The 24,838-nt window shown below is 66.9% G+C and carries 23 protein-coding genes, 1 tRNA gene and 1 pseudogene; 16 read left to right on the top strand and 9 right to left on the bottom strand.

Annotated features, from left to right (window positions below; translation table 11 throughout):
* Positions 1-619 (bottom strand): annotated as a pseudogene (locus KBA48_RS01730) (3-phosphoshikimate 1-carboxyvinyltransferase); the annotation flags it as partial.
* 135 nt (positions 620-754) lie between these two features.
* On the opposite strand from KBA48_RS01730, the gene KBA48_RS01735 reads away from it, so the two are divergent.
* The 10 genes from KBA48_RS01735 to htpG all read left to right on the top strand — a co-directional run bounded on the left by KBA48_RS01735 (position 755) and on the right by htpG (position 8,336).
* Positions 755-1,222: a TIGR02300 family protein gene (locus KBA48_RS01735; RefSeq protein ID WP_292903150.1), complete on the top strand. Its 468-nt coding sequence runs from the start codon at positions 755-757 to the stop codon at positions 1,220-1,222.
* A gap of 126 nt (positions 1,223-1,348) precedes the next feature.
* Positions 1,349-1,424 (top strand) — tRNA-Ala (locus KBA48_RS01740).
* 416 nt (positions 1,425-1,840) lie between these two features.
* On the top strand, positions 1,841-2,959 hold the full coding sequence (locus tag KBA48_RS01745) for a hypothetical protein (protein ID WP_292903152.1): 1,119 nt from the start codon (positions 1,841-1,843) through the stop codon (positions 2,957-2,959).
* 133 nt (positions 2,960-3,092) lie between these two features.
* Positions 3,093-3,218, top strand: a complete 126-nt coding sequence (locus KBA48_RS01750) for a hypothetical protein (protein ID WP_292903154.1) — start codon at positions 3,093-3,095, stop codon at positions 3,216-3,218.
* 10 nt (positions 3,219-3,228) lie between these two features.
* On the top strand, positions 3,229-3,969 hold the full coding sequence (locus KBA48_RS01755) for a trypsin-like peptidase domain-containing protein (protein WP_292903156.1): 741 nt from the start codon (positions 3,229-3,231) through the stop codon (positions 3,967-3,969).
* An 85-nt stretch (positions 3,970-4,054) separates the two neighbouring features.
* Complete coding sequence (gene fliN / locus KBA48_RS01760; RefSeq protein WP_292903158.1) at positions 4,055-4,357, top strand: flagellar motor switch protein FliN; 303 nt, start codon at positions 4,055-4,057, stop codon at positions 4,355-4,357.
* Between the two features lie 11 nt (positions 4,358-4,368).
* Positions 4,369-5,046: a winged helix-turn-helix domain-containing protein gene (locus KBA48_RS01765; RefSeq protein WP_292903160.1), complete on the top strand. Its 678-nt coding sequence runs from the start codon at positions 4,369-4,371 to the stop codon at positions 5,044-5,046.
* Positions 5,043-5,627, top strand: a complete 585-nt coding sequence (locus tag KBA48_RS01770) for a DUF882 domain-containing protein (RefSeq protein WP_292903162.1) — start codon at positions 5,043-5,045, stop codon at positions 5,625-5,627. Before KBA48_RS01765 ends, KBA48_RS01770 begins: the two co-directional genes overlap by 4 nt.
* Positions 5,624-6,319 (top strand): hypothetical protein, encoded by a 696-nt coding sequence (locus KBA48_RS01775; RefSeq protein ID WP_292903164.1) that lies wholly within the window; start codon positions 5,624-5,626, stop codon positions 6,317-6,319. Before KBA48_RS01770 ends, KBA48_RS01775 begins: the two co-directional genes overlap by 4 nt.
* 136 nt (positions 6,320-6,455) lie before the next feature.
* Complete coding sequence (gene htpG / locus KBA48_RS01780) at positions 6,456-8,336, top strand: molecular chaperone HtpG (protein WP_292903166.1); 1,881 nt, start codon at positions 6,456-6,458, stop codon at positions 8,334-8,336.
* Between the two features lie 89 nt (positions 8,337-8,425).
* Here the strand turns inward: htpG and KBA48_RS01785 are convergent, their stop codons facing one another.
* Complete coding sequence (locus tag KBA48_RS01785; protein WP_292903168.1) at positions 8,426-10,384, bottom strand: EAL domain-containing protein; 1,959 nt, start codon at positions 10,382-10,384, stop codon at positions 8,426-8,428.
* Between the two features lie 179 nt (positions 10,385-10,563).
* Positions 10,564-11,022, bottom strand: coding sequence for a DUF1178 family protein (locus KBA48_RS01790; protein ID WP_292903170.1), 459 nt, complete (start codon positions 11,020-11,022; stop codon positions 10,564-10,566).
* Positions 11,023-11,184: 162 nt separating this feature from the next.
* On the opposite strand from KBA48_RS01790, the gene KBA48_RS01795 reads away from it, so the two are divergent.
* Both KBA48_RS01795 and KBA48_RS01800 read left to right on the top strand, forming a co-directional pair.
* Entirely contained in the window at positions 11,185-12,975 is a 1,791-nt protein-coding gene (locus tag KBA48_RS01795) for an Eco57I restriction-modification methylase domain-containing protein (protein WP_292903172.1), read from the top strand.
* A complete protein-coding gene (locus KBA48_RS01800; protein WP_292903174.1) occupies positions 12,975-14,039 on the top strand; it encodes a BsuBI/PstI family type II restriction endonuclease in 1,065 nt (354 codons plus the stop codon). The genes KBA48_RS01795 and KBA48_RS01800 overlap by 1 nt, the downstream gene beginning before the upstream one ends.
* Here KBA48_RS01800 and KBA48_RS01805 read toward each other — a convergent pair whose 3' ends face one another.
* The 3 genes from KBA48_RS01805 to hppD form a co-directional block, all read right to left on the bottom strand.
* Positions 14,040-15,311: a 3-phosphoshikimate 1-carboxyvinyltransferase gene (locus tag KBA48_RS01805; RefSeq protein ID WP_292903176.1), complete on the bottom strand. Its 1,272-nt coding sequence runs from the start codon at positions 15,309-15,311 to the stop codon at positions 14,040-14,042.
* 108 nt (positions 15,312-15,419) lie between these two features.
* Positions 15,420-16,658, bottom strand: a complete 1,239-nt coding sequence (locus tag KBA48_RS01810; RefSeq protein ID WP_292903177.1) for an amidohydrolase family protein — start codon at positions 16,656-16,658, stop codon at positions 15,420-15,422.
* A 114-nt stretch (positions 16,659-16,772) separates the two neighbouring features.
* Entirely contained in the window at positions 16,773-17,888 is a 1,116-nt protein-coding gene (gene hppD, locus KBA48_RS01815; protein ID WP_292903431.1) for a 4-hydroxyphenylpyruvate dioxygenase, read from the bottom strand.
* 142 nt (positions 17,889-18,030) lie between these two features.
* Here hppD and KBA48_RS01820 point away from each other — a divergent pair, with 142 nt between their 5' ends.
* Positions 18,031-18,507, top strand: a complete 477-nt coding sequence (locus KBA48_RS01820) for an Lrp/AsnC family transcriptional regulator (RefSeq protein WP_292903178.1) — start codon at positions 18,031-18,033, stop codon at positions 18,505-18,507.
* A 146-nt stretch (positions 18,508-18,653) separates the two neighbouring features.
* Positions 18,654-19,565, top strand: a complete 912-nt coding sequence (gene phhA / locus KBA48_RS01825) for a phenylalanine 4-monooxygenase (RefSeq protein ID WP_292903179.1) — start codon at positions 18,654-18,656, stop codon at positions 19,563-19,565.
* Positions 19,566-19,575: 10 nt separating this feature from the next.
* Here phhA and KBA48_RS01830 read toward each other — a convergent pair whose 3' ends face one another.
* The 3 genes from KBA48_RS01830 to KBA48_RS01840 all read right to left on the bottom strand — a co-directional run bounded on the left by KBA48_RS01830 (position 19,576) and on the right by KBA48_RS01840 (position 21,769).
* Entirely contained in the window at positions 19,576-19,962 is a 387-nt protein-coding gene (locus tag KBA48_RS01830) for a VOC family protein (protein ID WP_292903181.1), read from the bottom strand.
* 4 nt (positions 19,963-19,966) lie between these two features.
* Positions 19,967-20,812, bottom strand: a complete 846-nt coding sequence (dapD, locus tag KBA48_RS01835; RefSeq protein WP_292903183.1) for a 2,3,4,5-tetrahydropyridine-2,6-dicarboxylate N-succinyltransferase — start codon at positions 20,810-20,812, stop codon at positions 19,967-19,969.
* Positions 20,813-20,935: 123 nt separating this feature from the next.
* Positions 20,936-21,769 carry a pyrimidine 5'-nucleotidase gene (locus KBA48_RS01840; RefSeq protein ID WP_292903185.1) on the bottom strand — a complete coding sequence of 278 codons (834 nt, stop codon included), beginning with the start codon at positions 21,767-21,769 and terminating at the stop codon, positions 20,936-20,938.
* A gap of 106 nt (positions 21,770-21,875) precedes the next feature.
* Here KBA48_RS01840 and KBA48_RS01845 point away from each other — a divergent pair, with 106 nt between their 5' ends.
* Positions 21,876-23,540, top strand: coding sequence for a diguanylate cyclase (locus tag KBA48_RS01845; protein WP_292903187.1), 1,665 nt, complete (start codon positions 21,876-21,878; stop codon positions 23,538-23,540).
* A 55-nt stretch (positions 23,541-23,595) separates the two neighbouring features.
* Entirely contained in the window at positions 23,596-24,834 is a 1,239-nt protein-coding gene (locus KBA48_RS01850) for a DUF2336 domain-containing protein (protein WP_292903189.1), read from the top strand.
* The last annotated feature ends 4 nt before the right edge of the window (positions 24,835-24,838 follow it).

Raw genomic sequence — 24,838 nt, forward strand, 5'->3', positions numbered from 1 at the left:
GGTCGGTTCCCGTCAAATCGGGGTAACCTGTCACCCAGGTGACCCCGTCCGCCGTTTCGACCCCTGCGCCGAACCGGCGCAGCAGGGTCAGCGCGGGTTCCAGTTCCGGCAGCGCATCCACGCCGGTGCGCCCGGGGCTGTTCAGTCCCGCCAGCAGGATCGGCAGGGCCGCAGCACCGTCCAGACCCGCATGGTGGGCCGGCAAGGGCCAGGCGGCACCGGTGATCGAACCGGGCAGTTGGTCACCCCGCCCCAGCACCAGCCGCGCCCCCACCCGCTCCAGCGGGGCACGCAATGCCGCCAGCGACAGGGGAGCTTGGCCCGAGTCGGCGGCCAGGACGCAAGGAAAGGGCAGGGTGGCCAGCATTCCCGCCAGCAATGCCGCCGCCCCTGGCACCAGACCCAGTTCCAGCACCCGCCCCGGTTCCCGCCAGCCGCCGGTGCCCGTGCCCCGCACGGTCCAGCAGCCCTGGCCATCATCGTCCAGGCGGGCCCCCAGGGCCGTCAGCGCCGTGGCCAGTTGCCTTGCGCCATCCCCCTTGCCACCGGAAAGCCGCGTTGTGCCACGGGCGGCGGCGGCCAGGATCAGGGCCAGGGAAGAGAGGTCCGTTTGCGCCATCGGTCTGCCTTGCGTGACATCGGGTGCCCGCCGGGCATAGCATGGAAGCCGGGGGCCGGGAAGCCGGCCGCCGGTGCCCGCATGGCCGTAACACGCACGAACCGTCACACTTCCGTTTGACAGGGGGCGCCAGCCATGGCAGATGCGGCCACAACCGCGGCGCATTTCCAGGCGCGCGTGATTTACGGAGGTATTGCCGTGGCCAAACCCGAGTGGGGTATCAAGCGTATCTGCCCGAATTGCGGCGGACGTTACTACGACATGAAGAAGGACCCGCCGACATGCCCGTCGTGCGGCACCGTCTTCGATCCCGAGGCGCTGCTGAAGTCGCGCCGCGCCCGTCCCCTGCCGGTGGAGGACACCAAGAAGGTGGTCGCCCCGCGTGACGAGGAGGCGCTGGATACGGAGGTCGAGGAAGGACTGGACGAGGTCGCAGAGGACATTGTCGATGACGATGTCGACGTCGCCGACGAGTTGGAGGCCGACGAGGTCGATGACGGCGTGGGCGAGGACGAGGACGTCCTGCTGGAGGATGCCGACGAGCTGGATGACGGCGACGACATGGGTGAAGTCGTCGATGTCGAAGGCGAGGAAGAGGTCTGATCGGACCGTCGGGCCTGCGGCAGGAGAAATCCACCGCCGGCCCGAATTTTCCACTTGCATCCGCGGGCGAGTTTCTAGATAAACCCGCGCACGGCGCTGACGACCCAGACGGCGCCAAAAGGTTTCGGGGCCATAGCTCAGCTGGGAGAGCGCTACAATGGCATTGTAGAGGTCAGCGGTTCGATCCCGCTTGGCTCCACCAAAACAAAGGCTCCGCCGGCAACGGCGGGGCCTTTTGTCTTTTCCGCCGTTGCCGGTGGTGCCACTGGCATCCCGGCCGGGGGAGCCACCCGACCGCCCTCGCGCCTTTTTCGGCCCCCGGCGACACCGCAAACTGTGCGCCCTGCCCGGTTTCGTTACAGTTTTGCAATAAAATGGCACTTCTTAAGCGTGATTGGCTCCATGCCCGTGGGTCTTCCTGGCATTTGCGCTTTTCATGGGGGAAATTTATAAGAAAAGAAGGGGCGTTTACTTGGTTGTGTTTCAACTGTTTCATATTTTCTCGTCATGGGTGGCGTTATTTCATGGATCGGCCTTCGGCTGGACATGGATCGGCCATGATCGGCGACAGAATGAACCAGCAGGGGCGGCAACCATCCTTTGCGGATTGAAAAGAACATGTCTGGCACCTTGCGGGCGGGAACGCCCAATGACGACACCCTGCTTTCCCAGTCCCCGCGCGACACGCTGTCGGGCGGGGCCGGCGACGACATCTATGACATCGCCCATTATGGCGTGGTGATCCGGGAAGAAGCGGGCGGCGGCCACGATGTGGTCGTCACCCATATCGACTATGTCCTGCCCGACTTCGTGGAGGATATGAGCCTGGACTATGCCTGGCGCGGCCATGTGCCCAACCCGGCCAATGCCGGCGCCCTGATCGGCATCGGCAACCGCCTGGACAATGCCATTGCCGGCAACGGCCTGGACAATATCATCAAGGGTATGGCCGGCAACGACACGCTGCTGGGCAATGCCGGGGATGACAGCCTGGATGGCGGCGACGGTAACGACCTGCTGACCGGCGGTTCGGGCAATGACACGCTGATCGGCGGGGCCGGCAATGACGATCTGGCCGGCGGGCCGGGCGACGATCTCTTCATCGGTGGCGCCGGTGACGACCGCATCTTCGGCAATGACGGGCTGGATATCGTCCGGTACGACGGGCGACTGGGCTTTGTCGGCGGCGATCATACGCTGGTCCGCGATCCCGACGGCACCATGACCATCACCAACCTGAACGGCGACGGCACCGACATCCTGAAAGGGATCGAGATCGTCACGTTCGGACTGGAGGTCGTGCTGAACAGCCGGCCGGCGGCGGACGCGGCGCGCAACGGCTTTGACGAGGCGCTGTACCTGTCCCGCAACAGCGATGTGGCCAACGCCGTGCGCAACGGCACGCTGACCAGCGGTTGGGACCATTTCCGGTTCTATGGGGAGAAGGAGGGGCGCGACGCCAACGCCCTGTTCGACACGGATTATTACCTGGCCCATAACCGCGACGTGGCCACCGCCGTGGCGCGGGGCGAGGTCACGGCGTGGGGCCATTATAACAGCTTCGGCTGGAAGGAGGGGCGGGACCCGTCCGCCTACTTCAATACCCGCGCCTATATGGACACCAATGCCGACGTCGCGGGGAGCGGCCTGAACCCGCTGCTGCATTTCCTGCATATCGGTGCCTCCGACGGACGGACGGCCCAATTGTCGAACACGACCCTGGACTGGATCGGGTGACGAGCGATGCACCGTCCGCGTCCATTTGTCCGATGACAAGGGACGCGGACGGGCGTAGCTGTGGGGAACGGTCGCGCCGCTGGATGGGCGTCCGTTTCCCCTTTTGCGCAGCCGCTTCTATCGAAGGTGCGTCATGTATGTTGTCTATATGCTGCTGGGCATGCTGATCGGGCTGCCCTTTGCCGGTGTCTTCTATTTCGCCTTCTGGACCTTCCTGACGGGCGGCGACCCCGGCGGTGGCGACGGCAGCCCCTTCTGATCCGGCCGCCATGCGCCGGCTGATCCCCGCCATCCTGGCCCTGTCATTGTCGGCCGCGCCTGCGTCCGCACAGGCGGTGCGCGCGCCCGGTGTGTCGCAAGAAGACAGCCGTCAGATCGTCGATATCTCGACGCCACCCTGGAACAGCGTGGCGCGGGTGCAGACCAATATCGGCGGCAAATGCACCGGGACCGTCATCGGCCCCCGGCTGGTGCTGACCGCCGCCCATTGCCTGTACAATCCCCGGACCCGCCGCCTGCTGGAGGCCGGTTCCCTGCATGTGCTGCTGGGTTATGAGCGGGGGGAGTACAAGACCCACCTGACGGTCGAGCGGATGCATGTGCCTTCCAGCTATGACGGCACGCGGCCGGGTTTCAGCGGGCGTTTCGACTGGGCCCTGCTGCGCCTGTCGGATGTCGCCCCCGTCCCCGCCCTGGCGCCCGCCCCCCGGGCCGCCGCGCAAGGGGATGTCGTGGCCCTGGCCGGGTTCAGCCAGGATCGTGTCCATCTGCTGATGGCCGACCGGGACTGTGCCGTCGTCGGCCAGGCGACGCATCCCGATGCCGGGATGGTGCTGGTCTATCACAATTGCTCCGCCAGCCGGGGCACCAGCGGTGGGCCGCTGCTGGTGCGCATGGGCACTGAATGGCGGGTGGGCGGCGTGAACATCGCCATCGTCCAGCAATCCGTCAACCTGGCCCTGTGGCCCGACGGTCTGGACGCTGCCATCCGGACGCTTTCAAGCCCCTGACGGCGGGGACTCTTTTCCTGCGCCGCGGAAATCCCTATAGTCGCGGCAGTCACATTTCCCCCTGGCGCGGAAAGAACCGATCCCTATGCCCGACCCGATGTCCGGCGACGATATCGACCGTTCCTCCATCCTGTCCGTGCCGGTGCAGGTTTCGGTGCGCCTGGGCCGGCGGCGCCTGCGCATCAGCCAGCTTCTGCGCATGGGGCCGGGCGACATCGTGGATCTGGAACGGGTGGTGGGCGATCCCGTCGACGTCTATGTCAATGACCGCATGGTGGCGCGCGGCGAGCTGGTGGTGGTCGATGGCCGCCTGGGCCTGACCATCGTGGAACTGATGCCGCAGGCCACGCGCGGCCGTGAGCCCCTGGGCCCCGGCCCCGGCGAGTGACCGGGGGCGTCATGGACACCGCGCCCAAGCGCATCCTGCTGATCGAACCGGACGAAACCCTGCGCCAGACGCTGGCCGAGCAATTGGCGGCGCAGCAAAGCCTGTGCCCGTTTCCCGCCGCCACGGGGGAAGAGGCCCTTGCCAATCTGGCGCTGCACGGGGCGGATGGCGCCCTGCTGGATGCCACGCTGGCCGTGGACGGGCTGATCCCGGCCTTGCGCGCGGGCGGTCTGGCGGGACCGCTGCTGCTGCTGCTGCCAGCGGGCATGGGCCTGCCGGCCGGGGCCGACGACCATCTGGCAAAACCGATCCGCCTGGGCACGCTGCTGGCCCGGCTGAAGGCGCTGCTGCGCCGGGCCGACGCCCTGTCGGCCGCGACGGCGGGGGAGGTCCTGTCCATCGGACCCTACCGCTTCCTGCCGGCGGCCAAGCGGCTTGAGGCGGCCGACGGCACACGCATCCGCCTGACGGAGAAGGAGACGCAGATCCTGGACCATCTCTGCCGCCGGGGGGGAACCGCCCCGCGTGAGGATCTTCTGGGTGCGGTCTGGGGCTATGGCGCCGGGATCGACACCCATACGCTGGAAACCCACATCTATCGTCTGCGCCGCAAGCTGGCGGTGGGCCAGCCGCTGCTGATGCGGGTCGATGGCGGCTACCGGCTGGCGATGGAACCGGTGCTTGCATGATCCCGACGCCTCGCCGTGCCCTTCTGGCGGCCCTGCTGCTGTTCCCCCTGGCTGCCTGTTCCACCCGCCCGCCCGTGGCCGAGGAGGAGGAGGGGCCGCCCCCCGACCTGCCACCGCTGCCCGCCGTCCGCCGCATCGTGCTGGCCCATGTGAAAAGCGGGGAGATGGTGGATGTCATCTATTTCCACAATGATACCTATGATCCTCGCGCCATGCAGCAGATCGATCATCTGCTGCGCGACCGGCGCACGGGGCAGGTGGGGCGCATCGACCCGCTGCTGATGGATTTCATGTTCGACCTGTTGCAACGCACGGGCCTGCCGCCCACGACCGTGGTGCAGGTGACGGACGGGTTCCGTTCCCCCGGCACCAACACGGATCTGATGCGCAACAATCCCAATGCCGCCCGCGAAAGCTACCACCTGCAGGGCCGGGCCATGGATTTCAAGGTACCGCTGCTGCCCGGCGCCGCCCTGGGCGAGATCGCCAAAACCATGCAGCGGGGCGGTGCCGCCTTTTATCCCACCACCGGCCATACCCATATTGATACGGGACCCAACCGCACCTGGAAAACACGATGAGGCGCCGGACCCTTCCCCTGCTGCTGCTGCTGGCCCTGGCGCTGGCCGGGTGCAAGCCCGTGCTGACATCACGGGTGCCCGTGCTGCCCACGGGGGAGGAGGTGCCGGCGGGCGCCATGCCGCGCGACCTGCCCACCGGCACGGGCGACACGCTGACCGTGATGGAGGAGAAGATGCGCGTCGGCGTGCGCTATGTGGTCAGCGCGCCCGGCGGCCGTGTCGGTTCCATTGCGTTCCTGCCCATGCCCGGCGTGCCGCTGTCGGCCATCCAGGTGCCGGGCGGGGAGGCGCGGGCCCTGTATCTGGCCCAGGGCCGGGTGACGCAGACGGGGCTGGAGCGCCTGCTGCACGGCACCCGCCATGCCAAGGATCTGGCCCGCACCCTGACCGATGACGGGGGCAATGCCGAGGAACGCTATCTGTTCGGCTTTTTTGCGCTGATGCGCCAGGGAACGGATGCGCCGCGTCTGGCGCTGGTTCAGTGCGGACCCAGCCATGCCGGCCAGGAACCCATCGCCGCCGCCCTGCGCGCCCAGGCGGCGCGGCAGGGGCTGAAACTGGATGCCGACGGAGACCTTGCCCGCCTGCCCAACCGCGACCTGGCCCTGTCCGTCCTGGCGGCCGCCCTGCGGGATGCGGTGGCCAAGGGGGATTGCCGCGCAGACCTGCCGCTGCAACTGCCGGACCTGTAGAATTATACCGTGCCGGCCCCGTCCGCATGGCAATGAATCGCGCTCACGCTTGCGCTTGCCATGAGCTTGCCCCATATCCAGCAGCGGCTTCAACGCCACCCTCATTGGATGTAAATCGCAGAGCAAGGTGAGAGAGATGAGCGAGGAACGGCTCAGTTTCCAGGCCGAGGTCAGCCGCCTGCTGGATATCGTGGCGCACAGCCTCTACTCGGAGAAGGAAGTCTTCCTGCGGGAACTGATCTCCAACGCGTCGGACGCGTGCGACCGGCTGCGTTACGCGGCGCTGACCGACGGGTCGCTGCTGGGGGACGACCGCGACTTCAAGATCCGGCTGATCGCCGACAAGGACGCCAAGACCCTGACCCTGGTCGATAATGGCATCGGCATGAACCGCCAGGATCTGGTGGATAATCTGGGCACCATCGCCCGGTCGGGCACGTCGGCCTTCGTCAAGAACCTGTCAGGCGACAGCAAGAAGGATGTCAGCCTGATCGGCCAGTTCGGCGTCGGCTTCTATTCCGCCTTCATGGTGGCGGAAAAGGTCGAAGTGTTCAGCCGCAAGGCGGGCGAAGCCGCCGGCTGGCGCTGGGTCAGCGACGGGCAGGGCAGCTTCACGGTGGCCGAGGATGACAATGCCCCGGCGCGCGGCACCCGCATCGTCATGCATATCCGCGAGGCCGAGACGGAGTTCCTGGAGGAACACCGCCTGCGCCATGTCATCAAGACCTATTCCGACCATATCGCGGTGCCCATCCTGCTGGGGGCCGACACCACCGACAGCGTGAACGCCGCTAACGCCCTGTGGAGCCGGTCCAAGTCGGAGATCACGGAAGAGCAGTACAAGGAATTCTATCACCATGTCGGCCACGCCTATGACGAGCCGTGGCTGACCCTGCATTGGCGGGCCGAAGGGGTGATCGAATATACGGGCCTGCTGTTCGTGCCGCAGCAGCGGCCCTTCGACCTGTTCGATCCGCGCCGCGCGCATCATGTGAAGCTCTATGTCCGCCGCGTCTTCATCACGGACGAGGCGGAAGGGCTGGTCCCGCCCTATCTGCGCTTCCTGAAGGGCGTGGTGGACAGCGAAGACCTGCCGCTGAATGTCAGCCGCGAGATGCTGCAGAACAATCCGGTTCTGGCCAAGCTGAAGGCCGGGATCGTGAAGCGTGTCCTGGGTGATCTGAACAAGAAGGCCGCCGATCCGGAGCAGGCCGCTGATTATGCCCGTTTCTGGGACGCGTTCGGCGCCGTGCTGAAGGAAGGGCTGTATGAGGATTATACCCACCGCGACGACCTGTTGAAGCTGCTGCGTTTCCGGACCACGGAGAGCAAGGGCGAGCTGGTCAGCCTGGCCACCTACATTTCCCGCATGAAGGAAGGCCAGGACGCCATCTACTACATCACGGGCGATGAGAAATCGGCCGTGGATCGCAGCCCGCAGGTCGAAGGTTTCCGCGCCAAGGGCGTGGAGGTGCTGCTGCTGACCGATCCGGTGGATGAATTCTGGGTCGGGTCGGTGCGCGAAACCGACGGCAAACAGTTCAAGTCGGTCACGCGCGGCGGCGCCGATCTGTCCAAGATCAAGGGCGAGGAGAAGCCGGAAGAGGCACAGAAGGAAAAGGCGTCCGACGGCGACCTGTCCTCCCTGACGGCCCTGCTGAAGCTGACCCTGGGCGAAGAGGTGAAGGACGTCCGGCGTTCAGAGCGGCTGACCGACAGCGCCGTCTGTCTGGTGGCCGATGATGGCGACATGGACATCCATCTGCAGCGCCTGTTGAAGCAGCATGGGCAATTGGGGGCCGATGCCGCGTCCAAGCGTGTGCTGGAGATCAATCCCGGCCACCCGCTGATCCGCCGTCTGGCGGAAAAGGCCACGCAGGACGGGGCGGCCACCTCGCTGGAGGATGCGGCCTGGCTGCTGCTGGACCAGGCGCGCATCCTGGAGGGCGAGACGCTGCCCGACCCGCTGTCCTTCGCGCGGCGCATGGCGGCGTTTGTGGAGAAGGGTCTGGGCTGACGGCAGCCCGGTAACGGACCCGCGTGAAAACCCCGTGGACCGGTCGCTGCCGGTCCACGGGTCTGGGCTCCATGGGTCGGGGCCTGGATTCAGGCTGTGGCGGCGATTTCCATCAGGAACTCCCGCTCGAACCGCTCGGCGGGCATCGGTTTCGCCAGGAGGAAGCCCTGGGCCAGGGTGCAACCTTCGGCCCGCAGCCATTCAAGCTGACTGACGGTTTCCACTCCTTCGGCGATGGTGGTCAGCCCCAGGCGTTTGCCCAACGCCACCACCGTCGCGGCAATGGCCGGATCACCGGGCAGGTCGTTCACGAAGCTGCGATCGATCTTCAGCATGGTGACAGGAAGCTGACGCAGGTAGGAGAGCGACGAATAGCCTGTGCCGAAATCATCGACGGCAACGCCGAACCCGAACCCGCGCAGCGCTTGCAGGACCGCCAGTTGCCGGGTCACGTCACGCATGACCACCGTCTCGGTGATTTCCAGGACGAATTGCCGGGGAAGCAGCCCCGCTTCGGAGACAAGGCGGACAGCCCGTTCCGGGAAATCGGGCTCGGCCAATTGCCGGGCGGATACATTGACCGCCACGGTCACCGACCCGCGCAGATGGCGCCAGCGCGCGGCATCCCGGCTCGCCCGGCGCAGGACCCATTCGCCAAGCTCCACGATCAGGCCGGTTTCCTCCGCCACGGGAATGAACTCTGCCGGGGATATCATGCGGTCGCCATGGGGCCAGCGCACCAGCGCCTCCACCCCCGCCAGACGGCCGGTGGCCAGATCGATCTTTGGCTGGTAGTAGAGCTGAAGCTGATCGCCGGCCAGAGCGTCGCGCAGACTCGCCTCCGTGCGCAGCATCACCAGCGCCCGTTCGGTCATGGCCTTGTCGAAAAATTTGAAGGCGCCGCCGCCCGTTGCCTTGGCTGCATACATGGCGACATCCGCATGGCGCATCAGCGTGACCGCATCATCGCCGTCCTGCGGATGCATGGCGATGCCGATGCTGGCCCCCGCATGCACAACCTGCCCGGCCACCCCGAACGGCCGTGACAGCGCGGTGAGCAGCCGGGAGGCGGCCTGGGCCACTTCCTCCACCGTGCCCGTATTTTCCAGCAGCACCAGAAACTCGTCGCCCCCCAGACGGCCGATGACATTGCTCTGCCTCAGGACACCGCGCAGGCGTCCGCCGATTTCCCGCAGCAGTTCGTCGCCGGCGCCATGGCCCAGACTGTCATTGACATGCTTGAAACGGTCCAGGTCCAGGAACAGCACGGCCAGATGCGTCGCCTCCCGCCCCGCCCGCTCCAGCGCCACATTCAACGTTTCCGTCATCAGGACGCGGTTGGGAAGATCGGTCAGCGGGTCCCGTGTTGCCAGCCGCCGCAGTTCCACCTGGGACCGGTGCAACTGGGCCAGCAGTTCGTTGATGCGGGAGGCCACATAGCCCAGTTCGTCGCTGCGATGGCCGCTGGGCACGCGGATCGGATTGGCCAGGGGTTCGGTCGGCCGCACCCTGATCAGGTCTCGTCCCAGGGCGATGAGGGGACGTGTCAGGAACAGGTGGAAAATAACCGACAGCAACGCCCCCAGCAGCAGGTTGCGCAACAGGCCGCCGACCAGCGTGCTGATGATGTAGGTTCTCAGATCCTCGCCCAGCGCCACGGGATCGATATGCAGGATCAGGGTGCCGATCTCCTGACCCGCACCATCATTGCCGATGATGGAAAGCGGCCGGCTGACCCGCAGCAGATCCCCGAAGATCAGCCGCGACCAGGCGTCGGCGCCACCCACCCTTCCATCCGCGGCAAATTCCGTGCCCGTCAGGTCACGTATTTCGATCCGGTCGACGATGTCCAGCGCAAGGACCGGCGCGAAAAGATTGCGGGCCAGGCCATCGTCGAAATTCCAGAGCGCAGTGGCGGCCGATCCGGCGATCAGATTCATGATCTGGTCGATGCGCCGCGCGGCCTTTTCCCGCTCCCGCGCCACGGCGAAACCGCCTTCCGCCAGGGTGATCAACAGGCCGATGACCAGCGCACCGGTGATGGTCACCAACACCTGCCGCCAGGTCAGACTTCTGAGCGTGCCGCGCGCCACGTATCACCCGCATCGTCACAGGGGGCCGGTGCATCGTATGCCGATGATGCCGGGCCGCCGACTATGGCATTGCAACCATGACCGGCTGATGACGGTCCGGCGCATGCGGGTGACAGTATGGTGTCAGGCGCGCTTCAATTCTCCGTCGGCAGCCAGGGAATGCTGGCCACGGGCACGCCCTCCTCGCGCAGGGCTTCGGCCTGCTCCACCGAGGTTTCGCCATAGATGGCGCGGCCTTCCGCCTCGCCATAATGGATTTTGCGGGCTTCGTCGGCGAAGCGCTCACCCACATAATCAGCATTCTTTTCCACATGGCTGCGCAGTTCGCGCAGGTGGCGCAGGATTTCCGCCTGGGCTGCCTTTTCCGTGTCGGACGCGGGGGGCGGTGGGGACGGCGGGGCCGCCACATCCTTTTCCCGGACACGGGCCCCCTTGGTGATGGCAGGCGCCATGGGCGCCTTGTCGACATGGACATCGCCGCACAGGGGGCAGGTGATGGCGCGCGCGGCGGCTTGCGCCTCATAGGCGGCGCCGTTGCGGAACCAGCCTTCGAACCGGTGGCCCTGGCTGCATTTAAGGTCGAAGAGGATCATGTGACGGATAAAGGTTCCTGTGATGACAGATAGATGGACTTTCGCGGCGCCGCGGGCAAGCCCCATGCGAATCCGGCACGTCCCGACGGGATGGCGCTTGCGTCCGCCGGGACCCTGAACGATCATGGAACATCCTGAACCCGTGCCGCCCGTGACGCCATTTTGCCCCGCCGCCTGAACCCGCCCGCCGCGACGAAGCCGGCCCCGACCGACGCCCCCGAACCGGGGGCGTTGCTGTTGGCCGCTGTCGCATCGCTGTCGGCCCAGCAGCGCCGGCACGGGGCCGCGCTGGTGCAGCAGGTGGTGCGAAGCTGGTGGCAGGCGCTGGACACCGGGCTGGATCTGGCGCTGCCGCCCGCCGCGCTGCGTGGGCAGTCGGGACTGGAAACCGATGTGGCCGCCGTGGCGCGGGCCTATGGTGAAAGCTTGGCCCCCCTGCCCGTGGCACAGGTGGCCGACCGGATCGGCGCCCTGCGTGCCGGACTGATGCCGGGGGAGGAGCGGGCCCGCCACGGTGTCTATTACACGCCGCCGGCCCTGGCCGCCCGGCTGGTCGATCTGGCCGAACAGGGCCGGGTCGACTGGGCCACGGCCCGGGTGCTGGACCCCGCCGCCGGCTGCGGCGCCTTCCTGGTGCCCGTGGCGCTGCGCATGGCCAAGGCGCTGAAGGGCACGGAACCGGCCCTGGCGCTGCGCTCCATCGCCAACCGCCTGCGCGGGCTGGAACTGGACCCCGTCGCCGCCTGGATATCGGGCGTGATGGTGGAAGCGGCCCTGCTGCCCCTGGTCCGCGCCGGGGGGCAGCGCCTGTCCCCCTGCCGAGCCGGCGATGCGCTGTCGGCCCCTGTGGCGTCGGACTATGATCTGGTGATCGGCAACCCGCCCTATGGCCGCCTGACCCTGGCGCCCGAAATACGGGCGCGGTTCGCGCGCAGCCTCTATGGCCATGCCAATCTTTATGCGCTGTTCATGGATCTGGCCGTGCGCTGGGCCGTGCCGGGCGGGCTGGTGGCGTTTCTCACCCCGTCCTCCTTCCTGGCCGGTGATTATTTCAAGCATCTGCGCCGCACCCTGTCGGACCTGGCCCCGCCGCTGACCCTGGATTTTGTCGATGAACGCAAGGGCGTGTTCGACAATGTGCTGCAGGAAACCGTGCTGGCCACCTATCGCCGCACCGGCCCGCGCAAGAAGCGGCCGGAACGGGCCCTGGTCAACATGATCCGCGCGGCCGGGGAGGGGGCGGGCCTGACCATCCTGGGTTCCGGTTATTTCACCCTGCCCGACGAACCCACGGCCCCCTGGATCCTGCCCCGCCATGCCAGCGAGACGGGGCTGGCCGCCCGGCTGCGGACCCTGGACAGCCGTCTGGCCGACTGGGGCTATCGCGTCGCCACCGGCCCCCTGGTCTGGAACCGCTACAAGCCGCAGATCGCGGACAAGGCGGGACGGGGGGCCGTGCCCCTGGTCTGGGCCGAAAGCGTGACGCCCGATGGCCGCTTCGCCTATCGGTGCGAGAAGACCAACCACAAGCCCTGGTTCCACCCGGCCGCGAAGGGCGATGAATGGCTGCTGACGCGCCGGCCCTGTGTGCTACTGCAGCGGACGACGGCCAAGGAACAGGCGCGCCGCCTGATCGCCGCCGAAATGCCCCTGTCGTTCCTGGCCCGGCATCCGCGCGGCGTGACGGTGGAAAACCATCTGAACATGCTGCTGCCGCTGGATGACGGCCCGCCGCCGGTGCCGCCCGCCGTGCTGGCCGCCTTCCTGAACAGCCGGGCCGCCGACCGCGCCTTTCGCTGCATTTCCGGCTCTGTCGCCGTATCGGCCTATGAGCTGGAGGCCATGCCCCTGCCCAACCCGGCGGCGCTGAAGGAACTGACGGCGCTGGTGGTGGCGGGCGCCGCGCGCGACCGGCTGGATCAGGCGGCTGACCGGCTGTACGGGATCGCCTGATGCCCGTCCTTCCCCCGCTGCTGGACCGGGCGGAGGTGGCCCGCCGCCTGCGCCTGATCTTTCCCGAAGGCACACCGGAGCGGGACAAATGCGTGCGCGACGCCGCCGCCGCGACCGTGGCCGCCTTTCTTTACATCGGGGCGGTGGAGGGGGCGGATATCTGGCTGAACCCGGTGCATGTGGTGCGGCTGGGCGATACACGCATGCTGTTCAGCGCGGATGAGGCCGCGCGTGCCGACTATGCCAAGGCGCCGCGCGCCACCGGCGAACGCTGGTATCAGGATAACAGCCGCGAGCAGGTGCGCGACGAGGTGATCCGCCAGGGATTGATCCCCAACGGCGCCGTTATCGAGCGCACGGGCGTGCCCACCACATCGTCGAAGCCGCGCTATGCCCTGGCCGCCCCCTTCGCCGCCCTGTTCGATCCGGCCTTGCAGGGCGCGGCCCTGTTGACGGCGGCGAAGACCTGGGCCGATGTGACGCTGAACCCCATGGCGCTGGCCCGCATCGTCAGCTTGCGCGGGTCCACCGACCGTGACGGGGCCGATATCCTGGTTCGTTTTCCCAATGGGGAGACGCGGCTGCTGGCGCCCGGTCCCAGCAGCCGCATAGCCCAGGCCGTGGTCGAACTGTTCGCGCCGCGCTTCCTGACCGATCCCGTGGTCCTGTGGCTGTCGGAAAGCGCGGCCAAGGTGGCGGCCCGGGATGAGGGCTGGATCAAGCGCCTGCGCCTGCGCATCACGCCCGACCGCACCCTGCCCGACATCATCCTGCTGGACCGGGGACGCAGCGCCGCCGATTTGAAGCTGGTCTTCGTGGAGGTGGTGGCGACCGATGGCCCCGTGACCGAACAGCGGGCCAGGGCCTTTCTGGACATCGCGGCCGAGGGCGGGTTCGACGCCAGCCGCGTGGCCTGTGTCACCGCCTTCCTGGACCGCGACCGGGCCGAGGTGAAAAAGGCCCTGCCATCGCTGGCCTGGGGCGGCCATGTCTGGTTCGCGTCGGAGCCGGACCGGCTGATCCGCCTGCTGCCCGAACCGGGGCCGTTGCAGGGAATGGGGTGATCAGTCCCGCGCCACCAGTTCGACGCCCAGCGAGCGTAAGGCATCCCAGTAGCCGGGATAGGTCTTGGCCACACAGCCCGGATCCAGGATGGTGATACCGCCGATCTTCAGCCCCGCCAGCGCAAAGCACATGGCGATGCGGTGGTCGGCATAGGTGTGGATATCGGTGGGCAGGGTCTGGCCCGCCAGCGACGGGTCGGCCGCCACGATCAGATCGTCACCTTCCTCCCACGCCAGACCGGGCCGGATCTTCGCCAGTTCGGTGGACAGCGCGCGGGTGCGGTCGCATTCCTTGACCCGCAGGTTGGAAATGCCCACGAAGCGGACGGGATGATTGTTGAACGCGGCCAGCACGGCCAGCGTCGGCACCGCGTCCTGCATCTGCGATCCGTCGATGACGGAAGGCATGTTCGGGAACTGCGCAATGACGGCCTGGGCACAGGCGTCGGGCTGTGTGAAGGCATCCGACGGCACACCCAGATCGATATGCCCGCCCGTCAGCACCTCCGCCGCCCAGAGATATGTGGCGGCCGAGGCATCGGGTTCGATCACATAGTCGGCGGCCCGGTAGCCGGTGGGCAGGACCCGCCAGGTGGCGGCATCCTTCTGCTCCACATCGGCCCCGAAGGCGCGCATGGCGGCGACCGTCAGGTCGATATAGCCCCGCGCGCCGATATCGCTGCCGGTCAGGGCGATATCGATGGGGCCGGTGGAACAGGCGGCGGCCATCAGGATGGCGCTGACATACTGGCTGGACAGGCCGGCATCAATCTCCGCACGGCCCCCCGCCAGGGCACCCTGGCCGCGCACCGTGACGGGGGGGCAGCCGGTCGGCGCCTCCAGATCCACGCCCAGCGCCGTCAGCGCCGTGACCAGCGGGCCGATGGGCCGCTTGCGCATATGCTCGTCCCCATCGACGACCACGGTGCCATCGACGGTCGCAACGGCGGCGGTCAGGAACCGCGTGGCCGTGCCGGCATTGCCCAGGAACAGCGACCCGGCCGGTGCCGTCAGCTTGCCGCTGCTGGTCACGATGAAGCTGGTGGCGTCAGGTTCATCGACCGTCACACCCATCTGACGCAGGGCGTTGGCCATGTGGCGCGTATCGTCGCTTTTCAGCGCACCGGTCAGGCGGCTGGTCCCGGCGGCCAGCGCGGCCAGCAGCAGGGCGCGGTTGGTAATGGATTTCGATCCCGGCGGGATGACCCGGCCCGTCAGGGCATGGGTCGGCGGGATGATCGTCAAAGCCGCCTTGCCCGTTGCCGTCACCATCACCCGCACCCCTTTGCTGTCGCCTGCAAAACAGGCCGCGACCCTAGCAAGCGGGCGGGCAGGCGGAAAACCCTTTTGCCATGCCGTTTGCAACAGGGGCGCGTTGCATCAGAAGCCGGCGGCCGATGCGGGCGCGAATCCCTGCGGTGCCGGTTGCCGGGACAGGGTGACCCGCACCCCATCCTTCCACAGGGCCAGATGGCGGGCCGCATCCGCCGCCGCCCCGATATCCGCCACGGGATCGCCCGGCACCAGCAGCAGGTCGGCCGCCGCCCCCTTCACCACCCGGCCCCGGTCGGGAAAGTCCAGCAGGTCGGCGGCGACAGAGGTGCCGGCCTTCAACGCCGCCAGCGGGTCCATGCCCAGCGCCACCATGTGCCGCAATTCCTGGGCATTTTCCCCATGGCGGTTGCCGGGGGTGCCGGCATCGGTGCCCATGGCCACGGTGCCGCCCGCCGCGATGAAGCGGCGGAAACTGTCGAAATGCATGGAACCGAACCGTTCCGCCTTGGCCCGGACAAAGGCGGGCAGCCGGTCCTTCATCTCCAGCAGGGCCATCATGGCGGCCAGCGTCGGCACCAGCCGCACGCCCCTGTCGATCATGATGGCGATCTGGTCGTCGGTCAGTTCGAACCCGTGTTCGACCGAGTCGACCCCCGCCGCCACGGCCCGCGCGATGCCGCGCGCCCCCTGGGCATGGGCCGTGATCTTCAGCCCGAAATCATGGGCCATGCCGACGGCGGCAGCCAGTTCCGCCTCGGCCGGGTGCGGGGCCAACGGGTCCACCCCACCCGTCAGCACCCCGCCCGTGGCGATCAGCTTGATGCAGTCGGCCCCGTGTTTGACATTGGTGCGCACGCCGCGCAGCCAGTCGCTGGGCCCGTCACATTCGATGCCGATCCAGGCCCCGTGCCCGCCCGTGATGGTCAGGGCCTTGCCGGCACAGCGCATGGACGGCCCCACATGGCGGCCATTGCGGATGGCGTCGCGCACGGAGATTTCCAGCCATTCGACGCCACCCAGGTCGCGCATCGATGTGATGCCGCCGGCCAGCGTCGCCTGGGCATTTTCCAGCAGGCGCAGGGTCAGGTCGCCCATCGGGCGCTGGCGCAGGGTGGTGACGACATCGCCCGTCGCCTCCAGCGCCAGATGCACATGGGCGTCGACCAGACCCGGCATCAGGGTGCCGCCGGTCGTGTCGTGGCGCGGCCCGGCATAGCCCGTGAAATCCCCCACCGGCGCCACGGCGGCGACACGCCCGTCGCTGACCAGCACACCCAGACCGGCCTGCGGGGCCGACAGCCCGTCAAAGACCAGGCCGCCGGACAGAAGCAATTGATCGGACATGGGGGAACCTTCACCGCCGATGGGAACCGGCCTCCATTCTAACCCGGATCGTGTCCAAAATGAAAAGAGGGTGGATCGGCCGCACCGATCCACCCTCCTGCCGGCCACAGATGATCAATCGGCCGACAGCACGCCGCGTTCCACCTGATCGCGTTCGATGCTTTCGAACAGGGCGCGGAAATTGCCCTCGCCGAAGCCGTCATCGCCCTTGCGCTGGATGATCTCAAAGAAGATCGGGCCGATCACCGTGCTGGTGAAGATCTGCAACAGCAGACCGCCACCGGGCGCGCCGTCCAGCAGGATGCCGCGCTTGCGCAGCTCTTCCGTCGGCTGGCCATGGCCGGGCAGGCGTTCTTCCAGCATGTCGTAATAGGTGGCGGGCGGCGGGGTCATGAAGACCACGCCATTTTCCTTCAGCGCATCGAAGGTCTTGACGATGTCATTGGTCGACAGGGCGATGTGCTGGATGCCTTCGCCCTTGTATTCGCGCAGATATTCCTCGATCTGGTCGACGCGGCCCTCGACGCCGGCACTCTCGTTGATCGGGATGCGGATCTTGCCGCAGGGCGCGGTCAGCGCCCGGCTCTTCAGGCCCGTCAGCTTGCCTTCGATGTCGAAATAGCGGATCTGCCGGAAATTGAAGAGCTTGGAATAGAAATCGTACCAGACATCCATGCGGCCGCGATGGACATTATGGGTCAGGTGATCGACCTCCACCAGACCACAGCCGGCGGGGTTCTGCTCGGCCCCCTCCACCGGCACGAAGTCGATGTCATAGATGGAGGCGGGGGACTTGTAGCGGTCCACCAGATAGATCAGGCTGCCGCCGATGCCTTCGATGGCGGGGATGTTCAGTTCCATCGGGCCGACGGTGCCCTTCACATCCTTGGCACCCAGTTCCAGGGCGCGGGCGTAGGCAAAGGCGGCATCCTTGACACGGAAGGCCATGGCGCAGGCGCTGGGCCCATGGTCGCGGGCGAATTGCTGCGCCATGCTGTCCGGCTCGCCATTGACGATGAAATTGATATGGCCCTGGCGATAGAGCGAGACATTCTTCGACCGGTGGCGGGCCACCCTGGTGAAGCCCAGGGTGGTGAACAGCGTATCCAGCGCCGCCGTGTCGGCCGCCGTATATTCCACGAATTCGAAACCGTCGGTGCCCATGGGATTGTCCCACAGGTTGCCCACGATCTGACCATTCTCAACGCGCGCCGTGCCGCCGTCCGCCATCATGCTCTCCTGTGAAAACCGGTATTTGGGGGAATTGTTGGCATGATAGGGCCGAAGGCCGGGGCATGTCCTTGCGAACTGCATCCCTTTTCTGGCAGTGTCCGGTGAGAAATTGCGCTGATCCGTTAATCAGGGGCAGAATATGAGCAGTGCTGGTTTGGACGCAGCAGATCTTCGCATACTTGCTGCGTTGCAGCGCAATGGGCGCCTGTCGAATGTGGATCTGGCCGATCAGGTGGGATTGTCGCCCAGCCCCTGCCTGCGCCGGGTGCGCGACCTGGAGGAAAAGGGCTTCATCCAGGGCTATACGGCCATCCTGGACCGGCGAAAGCTGGGCATGGGCGTCGTCGCCTTCGTCGAGGTGAAGATCGACCAGAATGCCGAGGGTGACGCCGATTTCCGGCGCGGCATCCTGCTGCTGCCCGAGGTCGTGTCCTGTTTCGTGATGACGGGCACGATGGATTATCTTCTGCAGGTGGTGGTGGAGGATCTGGACAGTTTCGCCGACCTGTCCATGCGCAAGCTGCTGTCCATCAAGGGCGTGAAGGAGGTGCGGTCCAGCTTCGTGCTGGACGTGGTGAAGCATTCCACGGCGCTGCCATTGCCGAAACCGACCTGATCGGCACAGGATATAGCGTAAAACCCGGTTATACCGGGGTATGAATTGCGCAAATCACCCCTTGCCGGGGCATGTCCGCAAGGAAATGCCCGGCCACCGGCGCTATCATGGCTCTAACGATTCCCGCATTGTTTGGGGAGGAAGCCATGAACAAGACCAACGCCCCCGCCGGCGATTTCGCCGCCCGCGTCACCGATAGCGGCAAGACCGATACGGCCCTGCGCGGCGATTACAGCCATGTGCAGCCGGATTTCACCATCGACCAGGGCTGGGATGCCTATACCAGCGCCGATCACGCCCTGTGGCGCACGCTTTACGACCGGCAGTCGGCCCTGCTGCCGCGCTATGCGGCCCCGGAATTTATCGACGGGCTGACCCGGCTGGATGTGGGCGGCGGCATCCCCGATTTCCGCCGCGCGTCCGATGTGCTGGACAAGGCGACGGGCTGGACGCTGGTGGCGGTGCCGGGCCTGATCCCGGAGCGGGAATTCTTCGAACATCTGGCGGCCCGGCGTTTTCCCGTCACCAACTGGATCCGCAAGCCCGAAGAGATGGATTATCTGGTGGAACCGGACGTGTTCCATGATTTCTTCGGCCATGTGCCGCTACTGACCCATCCGGTCTTCGCCGATTACCTGCAGGCCTATGGCGTGGGCGGGGCCAAGGCCATTGCCCTGAACAGTCAGGAACAGTTGGCCCGGCTTTACTGGTACATGGTGGAATTCGGCCTGATCAATACCGCGGACGGGCTGCGCGCCTACGGCGCCGGCATGTTGTCGTCGCGCGGGGAGACGCAGTTCTGCATCGACAGCCCAGCCCCCCACCGCGTCGGTTTCGATCTGGAACGTGTGATGCGGACCCGGTACCGCATCGACGATTATCAGCAGACCTATTTCGTGCTGGACAGTTATGAGCAGTTGATGAACGCCACGGCCGTGGATTTCACCCCGCTCTATGCCCGCCTGCGCGACCTACCGGAGATCGATCCCACGATGCTGCTGCCCGGCGACCATGTCTTCACACGGGGCAGCCAGGCCGGCGGGGTGAAGGCGGCGTGAGATAGGGAACTCACCGTAACTGCAACAGGTCCCACTTGTTGCCGTACAGGTCCTGGAACACGGCCACGCTGCCATAGGCCTCGTGCCTTGGTTGCTCCAGGAATTGCACGCCGGCCGCAACCATCGCCGCATGGTCGCGGGCAAAATCATCGGTATGCAGGAACAGGAAGACGCGGCCGCCGGCCTGCCGGCCGATCTGCGCCTCCTGTTCCGGCCCCGACGCCCTGGCCAGCAGCAGCCGGGTCTCCGTGGCCCCCCTGGGCGCCATCAACACCCAGCGTTTGTCCCCACCCAGATCGGTATCGGACACCAGGGTGAAGCCCGCCCGGTCGCGATACCAGGCGATGGCCTCGTCATAATCCCGCACCAGCAGGGTCAGGGCGCCGATGGCAGGCATGGGATCAGTCGCGCAGCAGATCGTTGATCGACGTCTTGGACCGGGTCTGTGCATCCACGCGCTTCACGATCACGGCGCAGGACAGGGACGGGCCGGGCGTGCCATCGGGCAGCGGCTTGCCCGGCAGGCTGCCGGGAACCACGACGGAATAGGCCGGAACGCGGCCCACAAACACCTCACCCGTGGTGCGGTCGATGATCTTGGTGGTGGCGCTGATGAACACACCCATGGACAGGACGGCGCCCTGTTCCACGATCACGCCTTCCACCACTTCCGACCGGGCGCCGATGAAGCAATCATCCTCGATGATGACGGGGCCGGCCTGCAGCGGCTCCAGTACGCCGCCGATACCGACACCACCCGACAGATGCACATTCTTGCCGATCTGGGCACAGGAACCGACCGTGGCCCAGGTATCGACCATCGTGCCCTTGTCCACGAAGGCACCGACATTGACGAAGCTGGGCATCAGCACGACGCCCGGCGCCACATAGGCGCTGCGGCGAACGACAGAACCCGGCACGGCGCGGAAACCGGCCTGGCGCCAGGCATTCTCGTCCCAGCCCTCGAACTTCGACGGCACCTTGTCCCACCAATAGGCGGCACCCGGCGCACCGGAGATCATGGCATTGTCGTTCAGCCGGAAGGACAGCAGCACGGCCTTCTTCAGCCACTGGTTCACCACCCAGGACCCGTCCCGTTTTTCCGCCACACGGGCATCGCCCGCATCCAGCAGCGACAGCGCACGGTTGACGGCGTCGCGCACGTCGCCGGTGGTGGAAAAGCCCAGATTGGCGCGGTCTTCCCAGGCCTGATCGATGGTGCGGGCGAGATCGGCGAAGCTGCTCATCGCGGGGTGGTCCTGATGTCGGAGAGGAAGGATCGGCGGCGACTTTGGCGGTGGCCCGCCGGACCTGTCAACGAAGCCGCCCGCAGACCGCCCATGCCCGCACGGTCGTTCGCAAACCGGGCCTCAGCGCAGACGGGCCGTCAGGTCGGCCAGCCAGGTCTCCACATCCTCGATCACATGATGCACATGGTCACCGGGATGCACCGGTTGCGGCGCGACCTCCCCCACCTTCAGGTCGGGGCGGGAAAATTCGCTGTCGGTGCGGACCCAGACGGTGGTCATGCCGGCCCCGGCGGCGGGCAGGAGGTTGCGGTGCAGATCCTCCACCATGGCGGCGCGGGTCGGATTGATCCCGAAACGGCGGATCATGGTGGCATAGGGGGCGGGATCGGGCTTGGGCACATAATCGGCGGCCACGATATCGAAGATGCCGTCGAAATGGTCCGCCACGCCCAGCCGTTCCAGCACATTTTGCGCATGGCGCACCGACCCGTTGGTGAAGATCACCTTGCGCCCCGGCAAGGCCTTCAGCGATGCCGCCAGCAAGGGCGAGGGCGCCACCGGCGTCACGTCGATATCATGCACATAGGCCAGGAAAGCGGCCGGGTCCATGCCATGGTCGATCATCATCCCGCGAAGGGAGGTGCCGTGCAGCCGGTAATAATCTTTCTGCTTGATGCGCGCTGCTTCCCGCTCCATCCCCAGCGCCTGGGCGATATAGTCGGTGATCCGCACATCCACCTGGGCGAACAGGTTGCACCGGGCCGGGTACAGCGTGTTGTCGAGGTCGAAGACCCAATGATCGACATGGTCGAAGGTCCCGGCAAGCGGAGCGGCGGACTCAAGCCCAAGCGGAGCGGCGGACCCAACCCCGAGCGGAGCGGCGGACCCAACCCCGAGCGGAGCGGCGGAGGGCGCCCCAAGCGGAGCGGCGGTGGTCTGATAAGTGCTAGTCATGACCATAAAATGATCAACCGGGGATGTAACCGCAAGGGCAATGGACCGCAACGCTCCGGTGCGTTACCACTGCATCAGAAATGGTTACCACGGGAGCGCACCGGCCTTGTCATCCCCCTCCGGCTCCATACCGGCCAGCGACGCCGTCGATATCGTGGCCCTGCCGGCGCTGCTGGATGGCTGGCCGGGTCCCGGCCTGACACTGGACGCGCAAGGACGGCCGCTGGTCCTGAATGCGGGCGCGCGGCTGCTGGCCGAGCGGCATGAAGGCTGGCTGCTTGAACTGGGGCGCTGGGCCGCCACCGGTGGGCCGCTGACGGAGCCGCACCGGTCGGTGCCGGTGGAAACCGGCAGCGGGCCGGGGGTGGTAGAGTTCACCACGGTGCTGCTGACCGAAGGCGGGGTCCTGTGCCTGGGGCGGGAGGTGACGCTGGAACGGCGTCTGCGCCACGCCCTGACCGAAAGCCGGCAGCGGTACAAGGATCTGGTCGATGTATCGTCCGACTTCGCCTGGGAGGTGGGGCCGGACGGGCGTTTCGTCTTTGTCTCCGCCGCGGGGGCCATCGGCTATCATCCCGACGATCTGATCGGGCGGCACCCGTCGGAATTCGTGCTGTCGGATTTCGCCGATCAGCCGCTGCCCTTCGATACCGGTGTCGGGATCGAACGGACGGAGGTCTGGCTGCGCGCCAAGGATGGGGCGGCGGCCTGCCTGATATCCTCGGCCGTACCCCTGATCGGACCGCAGGGTGACTGGATCGGCGCGCGCGGCGCCTGCCGCGACATTACCGAGGCACGGGTCAAGGGCATGGAACTGGCCCAGGTCCGCCTGCGCGAGAAATATCTGGGCTATATCGTCTCCTCCACCCGCGACGATGTCGATCCCGGCAAGACGCTGGAGATCGCCGTAGGCGTGGCGGTGAATGCCACCGGTGCCGGGGGCGCGCGCCTCTATGCCCGGACCGGTGACGTGTTCAGCGAGGCGGCGGCGCAATTGCCCATGCCGGTGGAGATCAGGGGCGCCATCGCCGCCTTCCTGGAACGGGTGGCCGAGGATGGGGAGCCCACCACCCTGGCGGTCGCCGGCCATGTGCTGCTGGCCAGCCGGACCCTGTTCCGGCACGAGGTGAACGGCGCCATCCTGGTCTGGCGCGGCGATGAACAGGATTGGAGCGATGAGGACCTGTCCATGGTCCAGGCCATCGCCGATCAGGTGGGCGTGGCCGTGGCCCAGGCAAGGTACCAGGAACGGTTGAAGACCCTGTCGGAACGCGACGGCCTGACTGGTCTTTACAATCGCCGTACCTTCATGGAGATGCTGGAGACGCGACTGGACAAGCAGACGGGCGGCGGTTCTGCCCTGCTTTATTTCGACCTCGACAATTTCAAGGCGGTCAATGACAAGCTGGGCCACGGCGCCGGCGACGATGTTCTGCGTGCCGTGGGCGAGTTGCTGGGCCGTCTGGCCCGGCCCAGCGACCTGGCCGGCCGTCTGGGGGGTGACGAGTTCGTGCTGTGGATCGACCGCGTGGACGAGGAACAGGCCGTGGCCGTGGCCGACCGGTTGCTGCGCGAAGCGGCGGAGTTCCTGCGGCCGCTGTCGGCATCACCGGAAAAACCGCTGGGCGTGTCGGTGGGCGTGGCCTGCTATCGCGGCGGATCGGGAGAACTGGCACAGGGGCTTGTCGACCGGGGTGATCAGGGAATGTATGCTGCCAAGCGCATGGGCAAGGGCCATCGGGCCCTGGCCCCGCTCTTGGCGGTCGGTTGAGAACAGGTACGGGTCCTAAATGAAAGGTTCCACTCCCACCCCCTTGGATTACGAGATGTCCAAGAAGCTGGCGGCCAGCGACGACGCGGGCCAGCGGCGGATGGTGGCCGCCCGTGCCGACACGCAGCCGGAAATCCTGTTCTATCTGGCCAACGACGCCAGCGCGGAGGTGCGTCGCGAGATCGCGCGTAACAACGCCACCCCGCGCCAGGCCGATCTGCTGCTTTGCGGCGATCCGGACGAGGAGGTGCGGTCCGGCCTGGCGCGCAAGATCGCGCTGCTGGTCCCGTCCCTGCCCGCCGACCGGATCGGGCAGTTGGAACGCATGACCATGGATATCGTGGAGTCGCTCGCCCGTGACCAGGCGACCGCGGTGCGCCGGGTGGTGGCCGAAACCCTGAAGGACCAGCCGGGCGCCCCGCCGCACCTGATCCAGCAACTGGCCCGCGATCTGGAACTGTCGGTCTCCGGCCCCGTCCTGCGCCATTCACCGCTGCTGACCGATGATGATCTTCTGTCGATCATCGGCAGCCAGCCGATGGATGGCAAGCTGGTAGCCATCGCCCAGCGCGCCGGCATTTCCGGCGCGGTATCCGAAGCGGTGGCCCGCACGCAGAGCGAGGCGGCGGTGGCGGCCCTGCTGGGCAATTCGTCGGCCCAGATCCGCGAGGAGACGCTGGACCGCATCATCGACATGGCCCCCAAATTCGAGCCGTGGCATGGCCCCCTGGTGCGCCGCCCCGCCCTGCCGCCCAAGGCCGCCGCCCGCATCGCCGGCTTTGTCAGCGAACAGTTGATGCGTGTGCTGGAAAACCGCACCGACCTGCCGCCCGATGTGCGTGCCGCCGTGCGCACCGCCGTTCTGGACCGTGCCCGCACCAACCGCGGCGGCGGGGCCGAACCGCTGGGCATCGATGACGAGGCGGCGGAAGAGGCGCCCAAGGAACGGCCGATGGAGCGGGCCAAAAAGGCCCATGCCGCCGGCAAGCTGGACGAGGACATGGTGGGTGCCGCCCTGACCCAGGGCGACCGCGGCTTCGTGCTGGCCGCCCTGTCGGTCAGGGCCAATGTGCCCCTGGATGCGGTCGACAAGATCATCGGCGGGCAGAGTGCGCGCGGCGTCACGGCCCTGTGCTGGCGTGCCAAGCTGTCCATGCGCCTGTGCCGGCAGATCCAGTTGCGTATCGCCAACATCCCGCCCACATCGGTGCTGAACGCGCGTGACGGCACCCATTACCCGATGTCGGACAGCGAGATGACCTGGCAGCTTGAATTTTTCGGCCTGAAGGCATGACGCC

The sequence above is a fragment of the Niveispirillum sp. genome (assembly GCF_017996735.1).
Taxonomy (GTDB): domain Bacteria; phylum Pseudomonadota; class Alphaproteobacteria; order Azospirillales; family Azospirillaceae; genus Niveispirillum.

What these genes read in the sequence shown, in the direction of transcription:
- KBA48_RS01735 (WP_292903150.1), top strand. Translation starts at nt 755, where the DNA reads ATGGCAGATGCGGCCACAACCGCGGCGCATTTCCAGGCGCGCGTGATT.
- KBA48_RS01745 (WP_292903152.1), top strand. Translation starts at nt 1,841, where the DNA reads ATGTCTGGCACCTTGCGGGCGGGAACGCCCAATGACGACACCCTGCTT.
- KBA48_RS01750 (WP_292903154.1), top strand. Translation starts at nt 3,093, where the DNA reads ATGTATGTTGTCTATATGCTGCTGGGCATGCTGATCGGGCTGCCCTTT.
- KBA48_RS01755 (WP_292903156.1), top strand. Translation starts at nt 3,229, where the DNA reads ATGCGCCGGCTGATCCCCGCCATCCTGGCCCTGTCATTGTCGGCCGCG.
- fliN (WP_292903158.1), top strand. Translation starts at nt 4,055, where the DNA reads ATGCCCGACCCGATGTCCGGCGACGATATCGACCGTTCCTCCATCCTG.
- KBA48_RS01765 (WP_292903160.1), top strand. Translation starts at nt 4,369, where the DNA reads ATGGACACCGCGCCCAAGCGCATCCTGCTGATCGAACCGGACGAAACC.
- KBA48_RS01770 (WP_292903162.1), top strand. Translation starts at nt 5,043, where the DNA reads ATGATCCCGACGCCTCGCCGTGCCCTTCTGGCGGCCCTGCTGCTGTTC.
- KBA48_RS01775 (WP_292903164.1), top strand. Translation starts at nt 5,624, where the DNA reads ATGAGGCGCCGGACCCTTCCCCTGCTGCTGCTGCTGGCCCTGGCGCTG.
- htpG (WP_292903166.1), top strand. Translation starts at nt 6,456, where the DNA reads ATGAGCGAGGAACGGCTCAGTTTCCAGGCCGAGGTCAGCCGCCTGCTG.
- KBA48_RS01790 (WP_292903170.1), bottom strand. Translation starts at nt 11,022, where the DNA reads ATGATCCTCTTCGACCTTAAATGCAGCCAGGGCCACCGGTTCGAAGGC.
- KBA48_RS01800 (WP_292903174.1), top strand. Translation starts at nt 12,975, where the DNA reads ATGCCCGTCCTTCCCCCGCTGCTGGACCGGGCGGAGGTGGCCCGCCGC.
- KBA48_RS01805 (WP_292903176.1), bottom strand. Translation starts at nt 15,311, where the DNA reads ATGGTGACGGCAACGGGCAAGGCGGCTTTGACGATCATCCCGCCGACC.
- KBA48_RS01810 (WP_292903177.1), bottom strand. Translation starts at nt 16,658, where the DNA reads ATGTCCGATCAATTGCTTCTGTCCGGCGGCCTGGTCTTTGACGGGCTG.
- hppD (WP_292903431.1), bottom strand. Translation starts at nt 17,888, where the DNA reads ATGGCGGACGGCGGCACGGCGCGCGTTGAGAATGGTCAGATCGTGGGC.
- KBA48_RS01820 (WP_292903178.1), top strand. Translation starts at nt 18,031, where the DNA reads ATGAGCAGTGCTGGTTTGGACGCAGCAGATCTTCGCATACTTGCTGCG.
- phhA (WP_292903179.1), top strand. Translation starts at nt 18,654, where the DNA reads ATGAACAAGACCAACGCCCCCGCCGGCGATTTCGCCGCCCGCGTCACC.
- KBA48_RS01830 (WP_292903181.1), bottom strand. Translation starts at nt 19,962, where the DNA reads ATGCCTGCCATCGGCGCCCTGACCCTGCTGGTGCGGGATTATGACGAG.
- dapD (WP_292903183.1), bottom strand. Translation starts at nt 20,812, where the DNA reads ATGAGCAGCTTCGCCGATCTCGCCCGCACCATCGATCAGGCCTGGGAA.
- KBA48_RS01840 (WP_292903185.1), bottom strand. Translation starts at nt 21,769, where the DNA reads ATGACTAGCACTTATCAGACCACCGCCGCTCCGCTTGGGGCGCCCTCC.
- KBA48_RS01850 (WP_292903189.1), top strand. Translation starts at nt 23,596, where the DNA reads ATGTCCAAGAAGCTGGCGGCCAGCGACGACGCGGGCCAGCGGCGGATG.